At 70.9% G+C, this 16745-nt stretch carries 15 protein-coding genes; 7 read left to right on the top strand and 8 right to left on the bottom strand.

Going from position 1 to position 16745, the window contains the following annotated elements; all coding sequences use genetic code 11:
- Positions 1-28 precede the first annotated feature (28 nt).
- The 3 genes from JG540_RS00650 to JG540_RS00660 all read left to right on the top strand — a co-directional run bounded on the left by JG540_RS00650 (position 29) and on the right by JG540_RS00660 (position 3093).
- Positions 29-892 carry a glutathione S-transferase family protein gene (locus JG540_RS00650; RefSeq protein ID WP_200276064.1) on the top strand — a complete coding sequence of 288 codons (864 nt, stop codon included), beginning with the start codon at positions 29-31 and terminating at the stop codon, positions 890-892.
- A gap of 230 nt (positions 893-1122) precedes the next feature.
- A complete protein-coding gene (locus JG540_RS00655; protein WP_200276065.1) occupies positions 1123-1761 on the top strand; it encodes an LPXTG cell wall anchor domain-containing protein in 639 nt (212 codons plus the stop codon).
- A gap of 27 nt (positions 1762-1788) precedes the next feature.
- Entirely contained in the window at positions 1789-3093 is a 1305-nt protein-coding gene (locus JG540_RS00660) for an RCC1 domain-containing protein (protein ID WP_200276066.1), read from the top strand.
- 247 nt (positions 3094-3340) lie between these two features.
- Here the strand turns inward: JG540_RS00660 and JG540_RS00665 are convergent, their stop codons facing one another.
- Both JG540_RS00665 and JG540_RS00670 read right to left on the bottom strand, forming a co-directional pair.
- A complete protein-coding gene (locus JG540_RS00665; protein WP_200277914.1) occupies positions 3341-4687 on the bottom strand; it encodes a DUF4921 family protein in 1347 nt (448 codons plus the stop codon).
- 110 nt (positions 4688-4797) lie between these two features.
- Positions 4798-4941: a hypothetical protein gene (locus JG540_RS00670; protein WP_200276067.1), complete on the bottom strand. Its 144-nt coding sequence runs from the start codon at positions 4939-4941 to the stop codon at positions 4798-4800.
- A 95-nt stretch (positions 4942-5036) separates the two neighbouring features.
- Between JG540_RS00670 and JG540_RS00675 the strand changes: the two genes are divergently transcribed.
- From JG540_RS00675 to JG540_RS00690, 4 genes are all read left to right on the top strand, one after another.
- Entirely contained in the window at positions 5037-6839 is a 1803-nt protein-coding gene (locus JG540_RS00675; protein WP_200276068.1) for a cation:proton antiporter, read from the top strand.
- A 211-nt stretch (positions 6840-7050) separates the two neighbouring features.
- Complete coding sequence (locus JG540_RS00680; protein WP_200276069.1) at positions 7051-7311, top strand: DUF4244 domain-containing protein; 261 nt, start codon at positions 7051-7053, stop codon at positions 7309-7311.
- A 377-nt stretch (positions 7312-7688) separates the two neighbouring features.
- Complete coding sequence (locus tag JG540_RS00685) at positions 7689-8066, top strand: TadE family type IV pilus minor pilin (protein ID WP_234042828.1); 378 nt, start codon at positions 7689-7691, stop codon at positions 8064-8066.
- Positions 8067-8498: 432 nt separating this feature from the next.
- Positions 8499-8852: an Rv3654c family TadE-like protein gene (locus tag JG540_RS00690; RefSeq protein WP_200277918.1), complete on the top strand. Its 354-nt coding sequence runs from the start codon at positions 8499-8501 to the stop codon at positions 8850-8852.
- A 236-nt stretch (positions 8853-9088) separates the two neighbouring features.
- Here the strand turns inward: JG540_RS00690 and JG540_RS00695 are convergent, their stop codons facing one another.
- The 6 genes from JG540_RS00695 to JG540_RS00720 form a co-directional block, all read right to left on the bottom strand.
- Complete coding sequence (locus JG540_RS00695) at positions 9089-9724, bottom strand: LppP/LprE family lipoprotein (RefSeq protein ID WP_234042829.1); 636 nt, start codon at positions 9722-9724, stop codon at positions 9089-9091.
- A gap of 609 nt (positions 9725-10333) precedes the next feature.
- Complete coding sequence (locus JG540_RS00700; protein ID WP_200277922.1) at positions 10334-11482, bottom strand: ABC transporter ATP-binding protein; 1149 nt, start codon at positions 11480-11482, stop codon at positions 10334-10336.
- An 89-nt stretch (positions 11483-11571) separates the two neighbouring features.
- The gene (locus JG540_RS00705; RefSeq protein WP_200276070.1) at positions 11572-13302 is read right to left on the bottom strand and encodes an ABC transporter permease; all 1731 of its coding nucleotides are present in this window, start codon (positions 13300-13302) and stop codon (positions 11572-11574) included.
- Between the two features lie 280 nt (positions 13303-13582).
- On the bottom strand, positions 13583-14656 hold the full coding sequence (locus JG540_RS00710) for an ABC transporter substrate-binding protein (RefSeq protein ID WP_200276072.1): 1074 nt from the start codon (positions 14654-14656) through the stop codon (positions 13583-13585).
- A gap of 221 nt (positions 14657-14877) precedes the next feature.
- On the bottom strand, positions 14878-15576 hold the full coding sequence (locus JG540_RS00715; protein WP_200276074.1) for a response regulator: 699 nt from the start codon (positions 15574-15576) through the stop codon (positions 14878-14880).
- A 29-nt stretch (positions 15577-15605) separates the two neighbouring features.
- Positions 15606-16502 (bottom strand): sensor histidine kinase, encoded by an 897-nt coding sequence (locus JG540_RS00720; protein ID WP_200276076.1) that lies wholly within the window; start codon positions 16500-16502, stop codon positions 15606-15608.
- Between the last annotated feature and the right edge of the window lie 243 nt (positions 16503-16745).

Here is a 16745-nt window from a genome sequence, read left to right on the forward strand (position 1 = left end):
CCATGAGCAGCCACCCCGGGAGGTACCGATGCCACTGGCCACCAACCACCGTTTTGCCCCTGGAGACCTGCCGGTGGAGGGCGGACGCTACCGGCTGCTGGCCAGTGCCGCCTGCCCGTACTGCCGTCGTCTGCTGATAGCGCGCCGCCTGCTGGGCCTCGTGGAGGAGCTGCCGGTGGCCTGGTCCTACGGGCGTGGGGAGGACGGCCACTGGGAGCTCACCGGCCCCGACGGCGAGCCCGGCCTGGACCCGGTCCTGGGAGTGCGCTCCGTGGCGGAGGTGTATGAGCGCACGCCGGGGTACACCCCACCACCAACCGTTCCGGCCCTGGTGGACACCAGCACCGGCCAGGTGGTGTCGGACAGCTCCGGGGACCTGCTCTTCGACCTGGCTACCGCCTGGTGGGACCTGCACACGCCTGGAGCCGCGGACCTGTACCCCATGAACCGGCGCAACTCCACGGACGCCTGGGACGCCTGGACCGAGGAGCACGTGGTCCGGCCCTTCCACCAGGCCACCCACGGTGAGGGCGGCTCAGAGTCGGAGGCTGCTGCCGACGCCCTGCTGCTCGCCTTCGACGTGGTGGACACGGTGCTGGCCCGGGCGACCCACATGGTGGCCAGCCGTGAGGCGGCCCTGACCGTGCGGGACGTGCCCCCCTTGTCCGCGGTGGTCTCCGTGGAGCAGTACCTGTGCGGCTCTGAGCCCTGTGGATCTGACATCCGGCTGTTTACCTTCGTACAGGCCTACGAGTACGGCGGGCGGCAGCGCATCGGCGACGGCGACGCCCCCTCTGTCTCGTTCTGGCCTGCCTTGGCCCGCTGGTTCCGGGCCCTGGAGTCTCGTCCGGGCTGGGTGGGGCCTGAGGAGCGCAGCGCCCTTGGTCTGTGAGTCCTGGTAGCGCTGGCCGGAGCCGCGCGGGGCAGGCAGATGGGTAGCGCTTACCAGGGCCTTTCACCGGTTCCTTGGTGAAAACGATACCGTTTTGCGGGTATTGTGTTACCGCAGGTGTTCCCTGACGCCTGTGGTCGGTCGCCGGATCGGGCGGGCGTCCCTGAGTCTGTCCCGAAAGTGCTGCGATGAAAACGTTGCGTCTTGCGTCCCTGGTTTCACTCTCCGCGATGGTGCTCCTGCCGGTTGGGCTGAGCTCCACCGCGGTTGCCGATGACGCCCCCGCCCCGGCCGCGGTGGAGCCCGCTGCTGATGCGGCTGACCTGCCTCTGCCCGTTACCTCGACGCCGGATGAGCCTGCGCAGGAGGACCCCGCCGTTCCGGAGCCCGACCCGGAGACCCCGGCACCGGCGCCTACAGCGGAACCCGCTCCGGTTCCCGTGCCGGACCCTGCGCCTGTGCCGGACCCGGAGACCCCGGCACCGGCGCCGGACCCGGAGACGCCTGCGCCGGAGCCCGCTCCGGTTCCCGACCCTGCGCCTGCGCCGGAGCCCGCTCCGGTTCCCGACCCGGCACCTGCGCCGGAGCCCGCTCCGGTTCCCGACCCCGTACCGGACCCCGATGTCCAGGTGGTTCCTGCTGACGTCAGTGACAGCAACCGTGGCTCCGCGCCAGAGGGGGCAGGTCGGCCTCAGGAGCAGGGCGCACCTGCTCCTGGCCTGCAGCCCGCCGCTGGCCAGCCAGCGCCGGCTGCTCCCAAGCACAACCTGGCCCAGACCGGCGTGTCAGGGGCTACCGGGCTGATGGCCGCTGCTGTGGCGGCGCTAGGTGGCGTGGTGCTGCACGCCCGTCGTCGAGTCAACGGCTGATTCTGGGGGCATCCGGTGGCTGATCGGATGATGAGTCCCGAGGAGGTCCTGTACCAGGTCGGAAACAACGCTGCCAAGGCCTGGGAGGCCCTGCATTCCGGGCACCGGTGGACCCCTGAGCAGGCCGAGTGGCTGCGCTCGGTGGCAGGAGCCGGGACGGCTGTGGCTGCCCAGGGGGCGACAGCGGCCCCGCGGCCGGTTCCAGCGGCTGCCTCGGCCAATGCCCCCGCTGACGACGCCGCCCCAGCCAGGCCGGTGGAGACCTCCACCGGCTTCGTCGACAACGAGGACACGCGGGTGGTGCCTCATTTCCCGAGGCCGGTTGCCGGTGCCGTCCAGCCAGCGCCGGTGACTGCCTCGGTCAACGCCCCCGTGGGCGGGACCGCCCCTGACAGGATGCGGCCGCAGGCGGCTTCCCCGGCTACGCCCGCACCCCTCTCCTCTCCTGAAGGCTATAAGGAGGCTCCTGCCTGGCCTGTGGGAGGGGCGACGGCGGGCTCCGGGGCCCGGTCTGCACCAAGTGTGGCCGCAGGCAGTGCCGGTGCGTGGAAGCAGCAGCCGCCTAGACGCCGTCCGCTCCTGCGCTGGGTGCTGATCGTCTTGGGGCTGCTGGCTGTGGTGGCCGTAGCCCTGGCATGCGGGTTCTGGCTGTTCGCTGGCGGATCCCAGCCTCAGGACACCCCTAAGGATGCGGGGGCGCAGACGGCGCCCGAAGCCACCAGCGGGGCCACGGCCCCAGCGGTGCAGGCCCCGGCACCACCGGCGGTCCTGCGCGCAGGCTTTGGTTCGTACATCTGCTCGTCCAAGGGGCAGGGGGTGCAGTGCTGGGGTGCGCGCAAGACCGGCGAGAAGGTCCCGCTCGCGCCTGTGGCTGGCCTGGAGGACGTCAAGGTTGTGGCCCTCAGCGTGGGGCGCGGCTTCGCGACCGCCGTGGCTGAGGACGGCACCGTCTACGCCTGGGGTGCCAACGACGTCGGACAGCTTGGGGCCGGAGAGGCCGCCGGCAGCGAGTCGGCGCTGACTGTAGGCACCCTTCCGGGCACGCCCAAGCAGCTGGTCTCCGGCACCGAGCACACCTGTGCCCTGGTGGCGGACGAGGTCTACTGCTTCGGCTCAAACCGCTACGGGCAGGTAGACGGCACCACCTCTAACGGCCCCACGGGAGTCACCCAGGTGCCCGGGGTCTCCGGAGTGGTGCAGATCGGAACCTCCGGCTACGACAGCTGGGCAGCCACCGCTGACGGCATCTGGTCCTGGGGCAACAACAACTGGGGCCAGGTCACTGACGGGGCGGAGAAGGTGGTCCCACCAACCTTCACCGCAGACAGATGAGTACCGTCTAGAGCCAGCTGTCCACACCGTGCCCCTGGCTGCAGGCGGCTCCAGGGGACCTACGCTGCACCCCGGCAACCGAGCCGGGGTGCAGCGCCGTCTGCGCCAGGTGGCTACGCCGTCCTTGTCAGGCAGCGACGCCTCAGCCAGATATCTCAGCCAGATATCTCAGCCAGACAGCTAAGCCAGACGCCGCGCCGGAAACTGAACCTCCACGGGCGCCCGCGGGCCAACGCCGTCTGCGCCCTCAGCGCCCCAGCACCGGGTTGTACAGGAGCCGGTTAGGGGCGGTGGGGCACTCCTCGCCGATCATCATCGGGGCGATCAGCTGGTCCGCCCGCAGGTCCTCCAGGCGGGACACCACCCGCTCCCGCAGGCTCCACGGGTCGATCGTGTTCAGGTAGATCTTGGTGCCGCCCTCAAAGCCGGCCAGGGTGGACACCCGCCACTTCAGGGTCACGCGCCAGGGCATGGGCTGGTCCACGCCCGGGGGCCGGTGGTGCCACTCCTCGTTGCAGGGCACCTGCGCACCGGTGGCCGCGTGCAGCGCGTGCAGCAGGTCAGCGACGGCGTCCACCTCCTCCCGAGCCATCCGCCACGGCTCACAGGTGGCGGAGGCGGAGTACACCTCCAGCGTGGGGTAGCGGTGCCCGAAGCCCGCGAAGGCCACCGCGTGCTCGTTGGCCGCCACCAGCAGGTTGTTGTAGGCGGCGTAGTCCACCCCCATCTCGTTGTACAGGTTCGGGTTGGCCCGCACCCGCGCCAGCTCCAGCTCGCTGGTCACCCCCCGCTCGTCAATACCCACCAGCTGCTTGTGCAGGTGGTCGAAGGACGCCCCCGCCGGGCGCAGCCAGTTCTGGAACACCGCCACGTAGCGCACCCAGCGGTTCGCCGCGTACAGGTCCACCATCGACTCCACCGCCAGGCGCGTGTACGCCCGGTGCTCCGCCACCGTGAGCGTGCCCGAGGAGGCCAGGCAGGAGGTGTCGACGGCGTCGTCAGTCACGTGGCGGCGGCTGATGATCACGTCATGGCCGCCCGCGAAGAAGCCCGCCAGGTACGCGCGCCGTGCCGCCTCCCCCATGGTGTCCCAGCTGTCCGGGTCCGCCCCGGCGGCCCGCAGCTTGGCGCGGGCGACCTGGGCAACGTGCGCCGCCCCGGCCGGGTCCGCCAGGTAGGCCTCCAGGCGCTCCCGGGCGGCGTCGGGCACCTCATAGCCGTGGTTGGCGTGCCAGTAGGTGAAGGGCAGGATCTCAAAGAGGTTCGGCACCCGCCTGAACTCCGCCACCCGGTCGAACAGCGCGGAGGCGGGCACGGCATCCAGCCGCTCGAAGCCTGCCGCCGGGTTGCCCGGCTCCCGCAGCACCAGGCGGGACTTCTCCGGCGGGGTCTCCAGGTAGCGCTCCGCGCAGAAGGCGCACAGCCGGGTGCGGTCGGCGCCGGTCAGGGGGCGCACGTCCGTGGGCGGCTGGGACACGGGGCGGTGGCCGCGGCCGGGCACGGTCCACACCTCGGTGCCGGTCATCGGGTTGACCTGCTTGACGGTCCCGTCCGCCATACGGGTCAGGGGCGCAGGACCAGGAGCGTAGGGCATCAGCGGCAAGGACGGCATAGCCACATTGTGGCTCCCTGCCCCCGCCCTTGCCCGGCATACCGTCCTGGGCGTGTGGCCGGGTCCGTGCGCCAGAGGTGGCAGGCTGCCGCTCAGTGCACGGCGCTGGCGGTAACCGCGCTGACCACCGCGGTGTAGACGGCGTCGATCACCTTCTTGACCGCCCGGGCCACGACGTCGTCCAGCGTGCCAGGCTGCGGGCCGCCGGGGCGGACCCGCTCCGGCTCAGGCAGCATCGGTGCTGGTCTCCTGGTGCCGCAGGGGAGTACGTGCGGCGTCGTCAGCCCCCGCAGGTAGGCTGCGGTACCGGATCCCTGCAGAAGGAGCGTTGATGGAGTCCACTTTCGTGTCCCTCCTGTGCATCGTGGGCGTGGCCTTCCTGGCTCCGCTGATCTCCTGGCTGGTGCCCAGGCGGCTGCTGCCGGAGGCGGTGCTGCTGATTATCGGCGGCATGCTGATCGGCCAGCACGGCCTGGGGCTGGCCACCGAGACCGACTCCATCGAGTTCCTCCACGAGCTGGGGCTGGCCTTCCTGTTCCTCATGGCGGGCTACGAGATTGACGTCAACGAGCTGCGCGGCGTCGGCGGGCACCACGCCATGGGGGCCTGGCTGCTGTCCCTGCTGGCGGCCTTCGGGGCGGTGGTGCTGATCGGCCCGGCAGGCGGGGCCTTCTCCACCAACGGCATCGCGATCGCTATCGCCATGACCTCTACAGCTATCGGCACCCTCCTGCCGATCCTGCGCGAGCGGGGGCTGCTGCCCACCACGGTGGGGGCGGCCATCCTCAACCACGGGGCGGTGGGGGAGGTCGGTCCGGTGCTGCTCATGGCCCTGCTGCTGGGGACCCGTTCCACCACCACCAGCCTGGTGATCCTCCTGGCCTTTGCGGTCATCACCCTGCTGATCGTGCGCTTCACGACCCGGGTCAAGCAGGTGGGGCACCGGCTCGTGGAGGCGATCCACCTGGGCGGCTCCACCACCGCCCAGACCACGGTGCGGCTCACGGTGCTGCTGCTGGTGGGCTTGTGCACTTTGGCGGCGGTGTTCAGGCTGGACGTGGTGCTGGGGGCCTTCGCGGCTGGGTTCGTGGTGCGCCACGCCCTGCCGGACGGCAACAAGGAGTACGAGGAGAAGATTGAGGGCCTGGCCTACGGGTTCTTCATCCCCGTGTTCTTCGTGACCTCCGGGATGGGCATCGCGGTGGAGCTCACGCGCCGCTCCCTGATCGGGCTGGGGGTGTTCTTCCTGCTGCTGGTCCTGGTGCGCGGGGTGCCCGTGTGGCTGTCCTCCTGGGCGGAGCGACGGCGGGACGGCTCGCGGGCCTTCAGTATGCGCGAGTGCCTGGAGATCGCCACCTACTCGACGACGGCGCTGCCCATCATCGTGGCCGTCACGCAGGTGGCGGTCGACGCCGGGGCCATGGTGGAGGAGGCTGCGGCCACCTTCGTGCTGGCCGGTGTGCTCAGCGTGGTGGTCATGCCCGCCCTGGGCCTGGCCTTCAGCCCTGACCGAGGGCAGGAGGCTGCTGCGGGGGCAGAGGCGGCCACTGCTGTGGGCGCGGAGTCGGCTGGCGTGCTGCCGGAGGCCGCCGGGGGCCGGGGGGCCGGGGCAGCAGCCGGGTCCGGGGCGTCAGGTGGCACGGTGGCGATGACGGCGCAGGCCGCCGGGCGCGGGGAGCGGACGCCGCCGGGCGCCTATGATGGCGGTCCTTTCACCGACCGCGGCACTGGCCCGGGAGAGCAGGCTGGGGCCAGCGGAGGGAGCATCCTGGTGACCGGGGACGGCCGGGGGGCTGCTGCGGCCGCCCCGGAGCCGCTGGGGAGTGCCGTGACCGGTCTCCCGGTGGGGGAGGCGGGAGCGCTTCCAGGACCGGTGGGCCCTGGTGGCCGGGGGGCTGGTGCTGGTGCGGGGGCTGCTGGTAGCGGTCACCGCCTGCGCCGTCGTCTCTCCGGCGGTGCCCGCCTGGGGGTGGACGCCCTGACGCGCCACGGCCTGTCCCCGGAGGAGGCCCGGGCGCTGGCCGAGCGGCTGGCCCGCATCCAGGTGGAGCGGGCCATGTGGCGTGACCACCTGCGCACCCAGCTGCGTTCGGAGCTGCGGGGGCGCGGCGGACGGCGGCGACGTCGGCGCTGAACCGGCTGTAGTGCCGGGTACCGGGGTGCGGGCACGGCTAGGGCGTGGCTGGGTGCTTGGTCCGCTGCAGGACCGTGATTCCGCGCTCCACAGGCGCCGCAGCGCGCGGGGTGTTCACCCGGCAGGCCCGCCCGGGGAGCAGGGGCGCGGAAGTGGGTGAGCCTTGAGGCGCGGGCAGCGAGGTCCGCTGCAGCACCAAAGGAGAACCAAGATGAGACACGCTCTACGCACCCTGTACGCCTCCTTGACCCTCACCCGGGGCGCCCCCTCACCCAGCAGCCTCCTGCCTGTGACCGGGCGGACTGTAGGAAGGGCGGCCCCGGACGGCGAGGCGGGCATGGCCACCGCTGAGTACGCCGTCGGCACCCTGGCGGCGGCCGCCTTCGCCGGGCTGCTGCTAGCCATCATGCGCGGCGGTGGCCCGACGGCACTGCTCAACGCCCTCATCAGCTCGGCACTGTCCAACCCGTGATGAGGCTGCTACCAGGCAGCAGGAGAGCAGGGAGCCTGGGGGCGTCGTCGGCTGCTGCTTCAGGGCCCCGGCCGACGACGGCGCGCCGCCGCCTGCTGCAAGTGAGTCTGTGCGCGGCGCGCCCCCGCTCCGCGCCTCCGTCCGTCCAGCAGGTTCCGCTAGCCGGAGAGCCCCCGGCAGCTGTGCCTGCCTCTAACGACCGTGGGCGTGCGGTCGCGTCTGAGGTCCGTGAGGCGGGTAGGGAGACCGAGGCGGAGGCTGGGCCTCACGGGCCGGAGGCGCACGGATGCGCGGCTGCGGGGACTGTGGGCCTTCAGGCGGGTAGCGCACCCGGGGAGGAGACCGGGGTTATAGCCCAGCCAGTCTGCGGTACGGCCGTGCGGGAGGGGTGGGCACTGCGGGAGGAGCGTCGGGCGGAGGCGGGCATGGTCACTGCCGAGCTGGCCTTGGCGGTCCCCAGCGTGGTGCTGGTCCTGATGCTGGTACTGGTCGCCGCCAGCGCCGGTCTGACCCAGCTGCGGGTCGCTGACGCCGCCCGCTCCGCTGCCCGGCAGGCCGCCCGGGGCCAAGGCGACGTCGTGGCAGCTGCCCAGCAGGTGGGCGGGCCGGTGAGCGTATCGGTTGAGGCAGGCGAGCTGACCTGTGTGCGGGCCAGCCGTCCGGTGCCCGGGCCGCTGGGTGGGCTGGGCCTGGTCGCTTCCGCCCGGGCCTGTGCCTACACCGAGCCCACGGGTGACGGCGGGGCTCGGCCATGATTGCGGCGGTTCGGGCCGTGTGTGTGGCTGCCCTGGTCCAAGGTGTAGGCCGATATGCCTGTGTCTGCACCGAGCCCACGGGTGACGGCGGGGCTCGGCCATGATTGCGGCGGTTCGGGCCGTGTGTGTGGCTGCCCTGGTCCAAGGTGTAGGCCGATATGCCTGTGTCTGCACCGAGCCCACGGGTGACGGCGGGGCCCGGCCGTGAGCGCGGCGGTCTGGGTGGCGCTCACGGCTGGTCTGCTCCAGGGAACGGGCCTTGCAGGTCGCTGGGGGCACAGCGGCGGGTGGCCGGGGCTGCTGGCTGCGGCCAGGCCCCCGCGTCGGGATCACGCTGGCGGCGTGGCCTCAGGAGGAACCGCGTGGTGCCTTGAGGAACCGGCCGGGGGTGCGCGGAGCAGGAAGCAGGGTGGCCGTGGCCCTGGCGGGCCACTGGCGCAGGAGACGGGCTCCGGGACGGTGCTGGCGCTCGCGGTGATCGCGGTGCTCCTGTCGATGGGGCTGCTGGTGGTCGGGCTGGTGCAGGCGCAGGCCGCGCGCTCGCGCGCCCAGGCGGGGGCGGACCTGGCGGCCTTGGCGGGGGCGACGGCGCTCAGCTCCGTCGTCGCCCCCGGGGACCCCTGCGCTGTGGCCGGGAAGGTGGCCACCGCCAACCAGGTGGAGCTGACTGGCTGCAGCATTGCCGGGGAGGACGTGACCGTACAGGTGGAGGCGCAGGCGCGGGTCCTGGGCCTGCCCAGGGTCGCCGTCGGCTCAGCACGGGCCGGTCCCGCCGACACCCCCTAGCCCCACCTCTCTCTCGCGAGACCGGGACATATGGCTCACGAGACCGGTAAGGGTTGCCTAAGTTGATGGGGTGTGGCGCGAGAGGCTGGAGATGGCGGCGCACCCAGGTCCCTGCGGTCGGACACCGCAGGTCGCCTCCACTTGTGCATTTCGGCGTGAGTGGTGCGGTATTCCGGCACCACTCACGCCGAAATGCACCAGTCGGGGTGGGATGGGCACGCCCCGCCACACCCAGGTCACTGGACGTAGGGCGGCCACTCGCCCTTGTGGACCACCTGGTTGGAGTCGTCCTCCCACTCAAAGACGGACACGGACCGGCCGCTGGCCACGTCATTGCTCTCCCCGTCCTTGGGCCAGGTGTAGGTCACCTGGATCTCGTCGTCGTCGATCCGGGAGACCTGGGGGAGGAAGCCGATGGACTTCTCGGAGGTGACCCCCACGTACTGCCCGTCGTGGAAGAGCATGATCTGGTAGGGGGAGGAGGCGGTCCCGCCCTTGATCCCCAGAACCACCCAGGAAAGCTCCGCGCACTGGTCGTAGGTGGAGGTGTCTGCACCCTCCAGGTTCCACTGCCACCCCTCGTCCTCACCAAAGGTGGCTACCTCTCCGCCCCACCTCGCCACGGCCTCGGCGCCGGTCATGCCGGAGCAGTCGTCGTCGGACGGCGGGCGGGTGGCCTCCCCTAGGGTGGCGGGGGCGGGAGTGGCTGCCTGGGTCGGGGCGTCGGGGGCCGAGGTGACGGCGGGCGCCTCAGCGGACATCGTGCCGGGCGCTCCCGCGGTACTGGTGCCGCTTGGGGTGGCACCTCCTCCGCAGGCGGCGAGGGACAGGGCAAGTAGCAGGGTGGCGGGGGCGGCAAGGTGACGTGACATGACAGCTCCTTCCGGCAGGGCCAGACAACAGGGACCTAGATGTGAGTACGCTCACTACTGTAGGGGCTTGAAGGTGGATGCCGGAACCCCATCCTCCTTTCAAAGGTGTAACCAGGTCCGCCGTCCCTCGTCTCCACTTGTGCATTTCGGCGCGAGTGGTGCCGAAATACCGCACCACTCGCGCCGAAATGCACAAGTCAGGGGCTTGGGTGGCCCGTCAGGCTCCTCTCGAGCCTGACGAAGTCCATCAGCAGGCACTCGGCGGTAGCCACACCGTAGACCGGGCACTCCACATGCACCACCGACAGGCCCCACCACGCCTGCACCGTGCCCAACACCTCCACCAGCTCAGCGCCGCTCTCCAGCCACTCCCCATACGCGCACCCCACCCCAGCCATGCGGCCCCGGCTCCCGGTCGCCCACCATGCGGCTGCAAGCCAGCGCGCCCCGCCGTCGCCAAGTCACCCCGCACCTCAGCCACACACTATGACCACAGGCGCCCACTCCTGCCCATCCACCGTCAGAACGGGGGAACACCAACGACGTCGCCGCCGCCTCCGGGCTAGGGGCGCGCTCTAATCCTCCGCCAGTGACAGTCCTGCAGGCCCCTCACTCCGACAGCGAGGCGTAAGGCAGCGCCCAGGCCCGCGAGGACTCGATGCGCACCTGCACGGCTGAGCCCTCGGCGTGGATCGCGTCCACGTCCGGGTCCGACTCCACGCACAGCAGCGTCCCCGAGGCGGTCTCCACCTCGTACTCCACGTGGTCGCCGTAGAACACCGCGGAAACCACCCGGCCCTGGTCGCCGTCGAGCTCCTGCGAGCTCCCAGCCGCGGCTGCGCCCAGCCGCAGGGACTCAGGCCGCACCACCACCGTCACGGCGTCACCCTCACGGACCTCCTGGTGGCTGGGAACCTGCACCTGCTGCCCCAGCAGGGACACCTGGCACCTGCCGTCAGCCACCGCCCCCGCCGTCGCCTCCAGGAAGTTGGCCCGGCCGATGAAGTCCGCCACGAACACGGTGGCAGGCCGCCGGTAGAGGTCCTCGGGCGTCGCCACCTGCTCGATCCGGCCCTGGTTCATGACCACGATCCGGTCGGACATGGTCATGGCCTCCGCCTGGTCGTGCGTGACGTAGATGGAGGTGATGCCCATGCGCTGCTGCAGGCGGCGGATCTCCAGCCGCATGCGCACGCGCAGCTTGGCGTCCAGGTTGGACAGGGGCTCGTCAAAGAGCAGCACCTTGGGGCGCATCACCATGGCACGGGCCAGGGCCACGCGCTGCTGCTGGCCGCCGGAGAGCTCGTTGGGGGCGCGGTCCGCGAGCGCCGTCAGGTTCATGGAGGTCAGGGCCACCTTGACCTGCTCGTCTATCTCCGCGGCAGGCAGCTTGCGCAGCTTGAGCCCGTAGGCCACGTTGTCGCGCACGCTCAGGTGCGGGAACAGGGCGTAGGACTGGAACACCATGGACATGGGGCGCTTGTTCGGGGGCAGGGAGACCATGTCCTCCCCGTCCAGGACCACCCGCCCGGAGGTGGTGTCCTCAAAGCCTGCGATCATGCGCAGGGTGGTGGTCTTGCCGCAGCCGGAAGGGCCCAGGAAGGTGATGAACTCGCCGGGGGCGATGTCCAGGTTTACGCCCTGCACCGCGTGCACGTCCTTGCCCCGGTTGGAGAAGGTCTTGAAGACGTCCTGCAGCTGGAGGTGCCCGCTGGTGGCGACGGCGTCGGTGCTCTGGGGGCTGGTCTGGGTGCTCATGCTCGGGTCCTTGGGTGCGGTGGCGGTGGGGGTGGAGGTGGGGCGTCCGGGGCGGGTGGTGTCTCCGGTGTCTCCGGCGGCTTGGGTGCTCACAGTGAGGCTCCTGTCCGCACGGAGCGGTCCTTGACGACCAGGTTCATCAGGCCGGTCACCGACAGCACGATCACGATCAGGATCACGCAGAAGGCGAAGGCGTTGCCGAAGCGCCCGGCGTCCACCTCGGACAGGATCTGGGAGGTCATGATCTTGGTGTGCGGCGTGGTGATGAAGATGATGGGGGACAGCGTCGTCATGGAGCGGGAGAAGGCGTAGGTCAGGCCTGCCAGGAAGGCGGGGCGGATCAGCGGCAGGGTCACCCGCCGGAAGGTCGCCAGGCCGGAGGCCCCCAGGGAGGTGGAGGCCTCGTCAATGGCCTTGTCGATCTGCTGCAGGCTGGCCACGCCTGAACGCTGCCCGGCTGGCGTGGAGCGGGCCACGTAGACCATCACGATGGCGATCGCCCCGCCCGCCACGGCCCCGCCACCAGCCAGCGCCGGGACCACGTTCACCCCGAACAGGGCCACGGGCACGTTGTAGGTGACCAGGTAGCCGATGCCGATCACGGTTCCGGGCACCGCCAGTCCCAGCATCCCCACGAAGTCCATGATGGCGGCGCCCCGGCGCAGCCGCACCACCACCAGCCAGGCGATCACCATGCCCAGGACCCCGGCGACCGGGGTGGCGGCCAGGGCCAGGAGTGTGGTGTCCACCATGGCGTCGTTGCCGATGCCGGAGAGGATGTACTCGAAGTGCCGCAGCGTGAAGCTGTTGTTCACGCCCAGGATCTCCACGAAGGCCCCCACCAGCACGGCGGCGTAGACCGTGACCACCAGGCCCAGGACCGCCACCGCCAGGGCCAGCAGCGGCACCCGGGTGCGGTTGTCGCGCACCGGCTTGAAGCTGCCTGCGGGCTTGCCGGTGACGGTGACCGTGGAGGAGCGGTTGGACCAGTAGCGCTGCAGCAGGAACACCAGCAGCGAGGGCACCAGCAGCACCAGGGAGTAGGCGGCGCCCGCCGCGGTGTTGTACTCGCCGGTGATAGCGATGTAGGCGCGCGAGGCCAGGACCGTGTAGTCGCCCCCGATCACCAGGGGGTTGGCCAGGTCAGCGATCGCCTCCACGAACAGCAGCAGGAAGGAGGCGGCGATGCCGGGCACCACCATCGGCAGGGTGACGGTGCGGAAGATCGTCCAGCGGCTCGCCCCCAGCGAGGAGGCCGCCTCCTCCATGGCGGGGTCCAGGCTGCGGAACATGCCCAGCAGGTTCATGTAGGCCACGGGGAAGAAGGACAGGGTGAGCACCAGGGTCAGGCCGGGCAGGCCGTAGATGTTCCACTGCTGCCCCAGCATCTGGGTGGAGATGATGCCGTTGCGCCCGAACAGGGTGATGGAGGCCGTGGCCACCGCGAAGGGCGGGGAGACGATCGGCATCAGGCAGATCAGGTGGAACAGCTTCTTGCCGCGGAAGGCCACACGCGCCTGGATGTAGGCCAGCACGAAGCCTACGAGGGTCCCGGCCGCTCCTACCACGGCGCCCAGCACCAGGGTGTTGAGCATGATGGCCCGGTTGGTCCTGGAGGTGAGCAGGTCGCCTAGCACCTCCAGGCCGCCTGCGGTGAAGGCCTCCGCGAGGATGCGGATCAGGGGCAGGCCCACCAGCATCAGCAGCAGCAGGACGACGACGGCGGTGATGGTCAAGGTCACCGGGTCCTGGCGGACCTTAGTACGGGTGCGGGTACGTGGCTGGGGGGTGCTCGCGGCCACGGTGGCGGGGGCGGACATGGGACCTCTCAGATCTGGCTGGGGGAGGTGGGTGGCTGGGTCTCTGGCTGCGGGGGCGACGTCGGGGCCCGCGGTGGTGGCGGGGGCCGGACGGTGCCCGGTGGGCAGGTGGCGGAGATGAGGTAATGGCGCTGAGGACCGGCGCTGACGGGGCCTGATGGTGGCAGGGCTTGACGCTGACACGGCCTGATGGCGGCGGGACGCCGGTGGCCGAGGGCAGGGCTGGGGCCTGGGTCGCTGTGGCGCTCCAGGCCCCAGCCCTCCGCCGTCGATCCGTGTGTTACTCCTTGGGCTTGGCGGCGATCTCGTCGTCGAAGCGCTTGGTGAGGTTCGGCTTGGCCTCTGAGGCCTTGGCGAAGTCGTAGTCCACCAGGGTCAGGGAGTCGAGCCGGACCATCTTGTCGGACACGTTGGCCTGGGGGTGGGTCAGGGCCTGGTAGGCGCCCACGGTCTGCCCGATGTTCTGGGCCTCGGTGGAGATCGCGAAGTCGATGTACTGCTGGGCGGCGCTCTTGTGCTTGGAGCCGGCTACCAGCCCCACGCCACCTACCTCGTAGCCGGTCCCCTCCTGGGGGAAGGACACCACCAGGTCGGTCATGCCCTCCTCCTGGTACTTCACGCAGTCGTGGGAGAAGACCAGGCCGACGGCGGCCTCACCCCGCCCGGCGATCTGGCCGGGGGCCGTGCCGGACTTGGAGTACTGCAGGACGTTGCCGTGCATCTGCTTCATGTAGTCCAGGCCGGCGTCCTCCCCGTCCAGGCGGGTCACCTGGGTCCACAGGGTGGTGAAGGCGGTGCCGGAGGTGGAGGGGTGGGCCGTGGAGATCTGGCCCTTGAGCTTGGGGTCCAGCAGGTCGTCCCAGGAGTCAGGCACCTCCACCCCCAGCTTGTCCAGCGCGGACTTGTTGGAGCAGAAGCCCAGGGCGCCGATGTACACGCCGGTCCAGTTGCCGGAGGCGTCCTTGTACTTGTCCGGGATCGCGGCGGCCTCCGGGGAGGAGTAGGCCTCCAGCAGCCCCTGGTTGACGGCCTCGCCGTAGCCGTCCACGGGGCCGCCGTGCCAGACGTCGAACTCCGGGTTGGACTTGGCGGAGGCCAGGCGGGCGACGGTCTCACCGGAGGACAGGCGCACGTAGGTGGCCTTGATGCCGGTCTTCTTGGTGAAGGCGTCGGTCCAGGCCTGGCACAGGTCCTCCATGGCGCCGCAGGCCACCGTGATGGAGTCCCCGGCACCGGCCTCACCTCCGCCTCCGGTGCCAGAGCTGTTAGAGGGGGTGCCGGCACAGGCGGACAGGAGCAGGCTCACGGTGGCCGCCCCGGACAGTAGAACGCCGACCTTGCGGTTGGTGAACATGGGTGGGGACCTTTCGGTTGCGGGACGCCACATTGCGTCGACCACTGCCCATGATGCGCGAAGAAAGTGACCTGCGGCACCAATTGTCTGTGACGGTCTGTGACAGTTCTGTTATAGATGGGGGTGTGGTGCTCTGTTCTGGGACGTTGAGCCTGGTGCAGGGGCTGCCGCGCCTGGTCTCTTGCACGCGGGCTGGCTGCCTCTGGCCTGCCCCCACGGGCTCACAGCACCGGCATGGTGTAGCCACGGCCCCGGATCGCCAGCACCAGCTCCCCCGACACCTCCCGCCGCTCCAGGTGACGGCGCAGCCGGTACACCGTGGCGCGCACCATCTCCTTGCCCCCGGCCCGCTCCGCCGTCTCCCACACGGCGTTCAGCAGGTCCGGCCACTCCAGCACCGTGCCCGCGTGCCGGGCCAGCACCGCCAGCAGCCGCACCTCCGTGTCCGGCAGGGGCACCGCCACCCCCTGCCAGGTCACCTCCCCGGTCGAGGGCACCACCCGCAGCGGCCCGTTCACGACGACGTCGCCCGCCGTCGTGCCAGAACGACGCAGCACCGCGCTGGCCCGCAGCGCCAGCTCACGCGGAGAGAAGGGCTTGGTCACGTAGTCGTCCGCCCCAGCCTCCAGGCCGGCGATGCGGTCCTCCTCGTCCCCCAAGGCCGTGAGCAGGATGATCGGCACGTCCGAGGTGGCCCGGACGCGGCGGCACAGCTCCACACCCCCCAGGTCCGGCAGCATCACGTCCAGCACCACCAGGTCGATCTGCCGGGAGCGGAGCAGCTCCCAAGCCTCCTCCGCGGTCCCGGCGCTCAAGCAGGTAAAGGACTGCGTCTCCAAGGCGAAGGTGACGATGTAGCGCATCTGGGGCTCGTCGTCGACCACGAGCGCCACCGGCTGACCCGGCGCGATCGCCTCCATGTGCCACCTCCTGCCTGAGAGCCCTGACCCTATTGTGTCCGCTGCGAGCCTGCCTGTGGGCCGGGATGTGGACCCGGCTGCGCAGGCCCCGGCGGCTCCTGTCCCGAGCGGACCGGGCCGCGCACCGGCAACGACAGGTAGATCGTGGTGCCCCGCGCCGTCATGGTGTCGATCAGCACCTCACCACCGTGCAGGCCCATGACCTGGCGGGTGATGACCATGCCCAGGCCCACGCCCCGGCTGGCTGGCGCGTCCAGGGAGTTCTCCGAGCTGTACGGGGTGAACAGGGAGCGCTTCTGCTCCACGGTCATGCCGCTGCCGTCGTCGGAGACCGCCACCAGGGCGGTATCGTCCGCACAGCTGACACTCACCGTGACCGTGGCCTGCTCTCCCGCGTGCCGCACCGAGTTGGTGACCGTGTTCGCTATCGCCTGCCGCAGCAGACGGGCGTCCGCCACGATCCGCACCGGCGCCCCGTGAGCCTCCAGCCGGATCGGCACCGGGCTGGAACGGCGCATCTCCTGCACCAGCGTGCGCACCAGGGCGCGCAGCTCCACCTTGCCCAGGTGCAGGGAGAACAGCTCATGGTCCAGGCGGGCCTGGGTCAGGAAGTCCTCCGCCATGCCGATGGCCTGCTCACAGTTCTCAATAATCGTGGTCACGAAGCGGCGCTGCACGTCATTGAGCTCGCCGGGGGTCTCCTCCGCCAGCAGCTCGGCCGAGCCTCGGATCAAGGACAGGGGCGTGCGGATCTCGTGGGCCAGGACGTCACGTGGGGTGGAGCGCTCGCGGGCCTGGCTGCGCAGCTGCTCCGCCTCGGTGCGGGCGATGGACACCTGGCGGCGCTGTTGCACGGCGGCGGCGGTGGCGGCGAGGAGCAGCAGGGCCAGGAGCAGGGTCAGGCTGGTGGTGATCTCAGGGCTCATGGCGTCTGGGGTGGTCCGCTGGGGCTGGCACGGGCGGGGCTGGACGTGGTGGGCAGCTGCAGGACGGGCTGCGGTCGCATAGGGGGCTGTGGAGGTGAGGCTGGGCCAGGCCCGCGGCTTTCATGGGCCCAGGCTATCGAGGAGCTTGCTGATGCAGTGGCTGAGGCGGGGGGGGGCTGGCACGCCCTGGGTTTTGTCACTGGCGGAGGGTTAGCAGCTGGTTCGCGCGGTGTGCCTGGTGGG

This window comes from Actinomyces weissii, from assembly GCF_016598775.1.
GTDB lineage: Bacteria > Actinomycetota > Actinomycetes > Actinomycetales > Actinomycetaceae > Actinomyces > Actinomyces weissii.

Excerpts from the sequence above, each read along its gene's own strand:
- JG540_RS00695 (WP_234042829.1), bottom strand. The coding sequence starts at position 9,724 with ATGTCACGTCACCTTGCCGCCCCCGCCACCCTGCTACTTGCCCTGTCC.
- JG540_RS00675 (WP_200276068.1), top strand. The coding sequence starts at position 5,037 with ATGGAGTCCACTTTCGTGTCCCTCCTGTGCATCGTGGGCGTGGCCTTC.
- JG540_RS00715 (WP_200276074.1), bottom strand. The coding sequence starts at position 15,576 with ATGGAGGCGATCGCGCCGGGTCAGCCGGTGGCGCTCGTGGTCGACGAC.
- JG540_RS00680 (WP_200276069.1), top strand. The coding sequence starts at position 7,051 with ATGAGACACGCTCTACGCACCCTGTACGCCTCCTTGACCCTCACCCGG.
- JG540_RS00650 (WP_200276064.1), top strand. The coding sequence starts at position 29 with ATGCCACTGGCCACCAACCACCGTTTTGCCCCTGGAGACCTGCCGGTG.
- JG540_RS00710 (WP_200276072.1), bottom strand. The coding sequence starts at position 14,656 with ATGTTCACCAACCGCAAGGTCGGCGTTCTACTGTCCGGGGCGGCCACC.
- JG540_RS00720 (WP_200276076.1), bottom strand. The coding sequence starts at position 16,502 with ATGAGCCCTGAGATCACCACCAGCCTGACCCTGCTCCTGGCCCTGCTG.
- JG540_RS00660 (WP_200276066.1), top strand. The coding sequence starts at position 1,789 with ATGATGAGTCCCGAGGAGGTCCTGTACCAGGTCGGAAACAACGCTGCC.
- JG540_RS00705 (WP_200276070.1), bottom strand. The coding sequence starts at position 13,302 with ATGTCCGCCCCCGCCACCGTGGCCGCGAGCACCCCCCAGCCACGTACC.
- JG540_RS00665 (WP_200277914.1), bottom strand. The coding sequence starts at position 4,687 with ATGCCCTACGCTCCTGGTCCTGCGCCCCTGACCCGTATGGCGGACGGG.
- JG540_RS00655 (WP_200276065.1), top strand. The coding sequence starts at position 1,123 with ATGGTGCTCCTGCCGGTTGGGCTGAGCTCCACCGCGGTTGCCGATGAC.
- JG540_RS00700 (WP_200277922.1), bottom strand. The coding sequence starts at position 11,482 with ATGAGCACCCAGACCAGCCCCCAGAGCACCGACGCCGTCGCCACCAGC.
- JG540_RS00670 (WP_200276067.1), bottom strand. The coding sequence starts at position 4,941 with ATGCTGCCTGAGCCGGAGCGGGTCCGCCCCGGCGGCCCGCAGCCTGGC.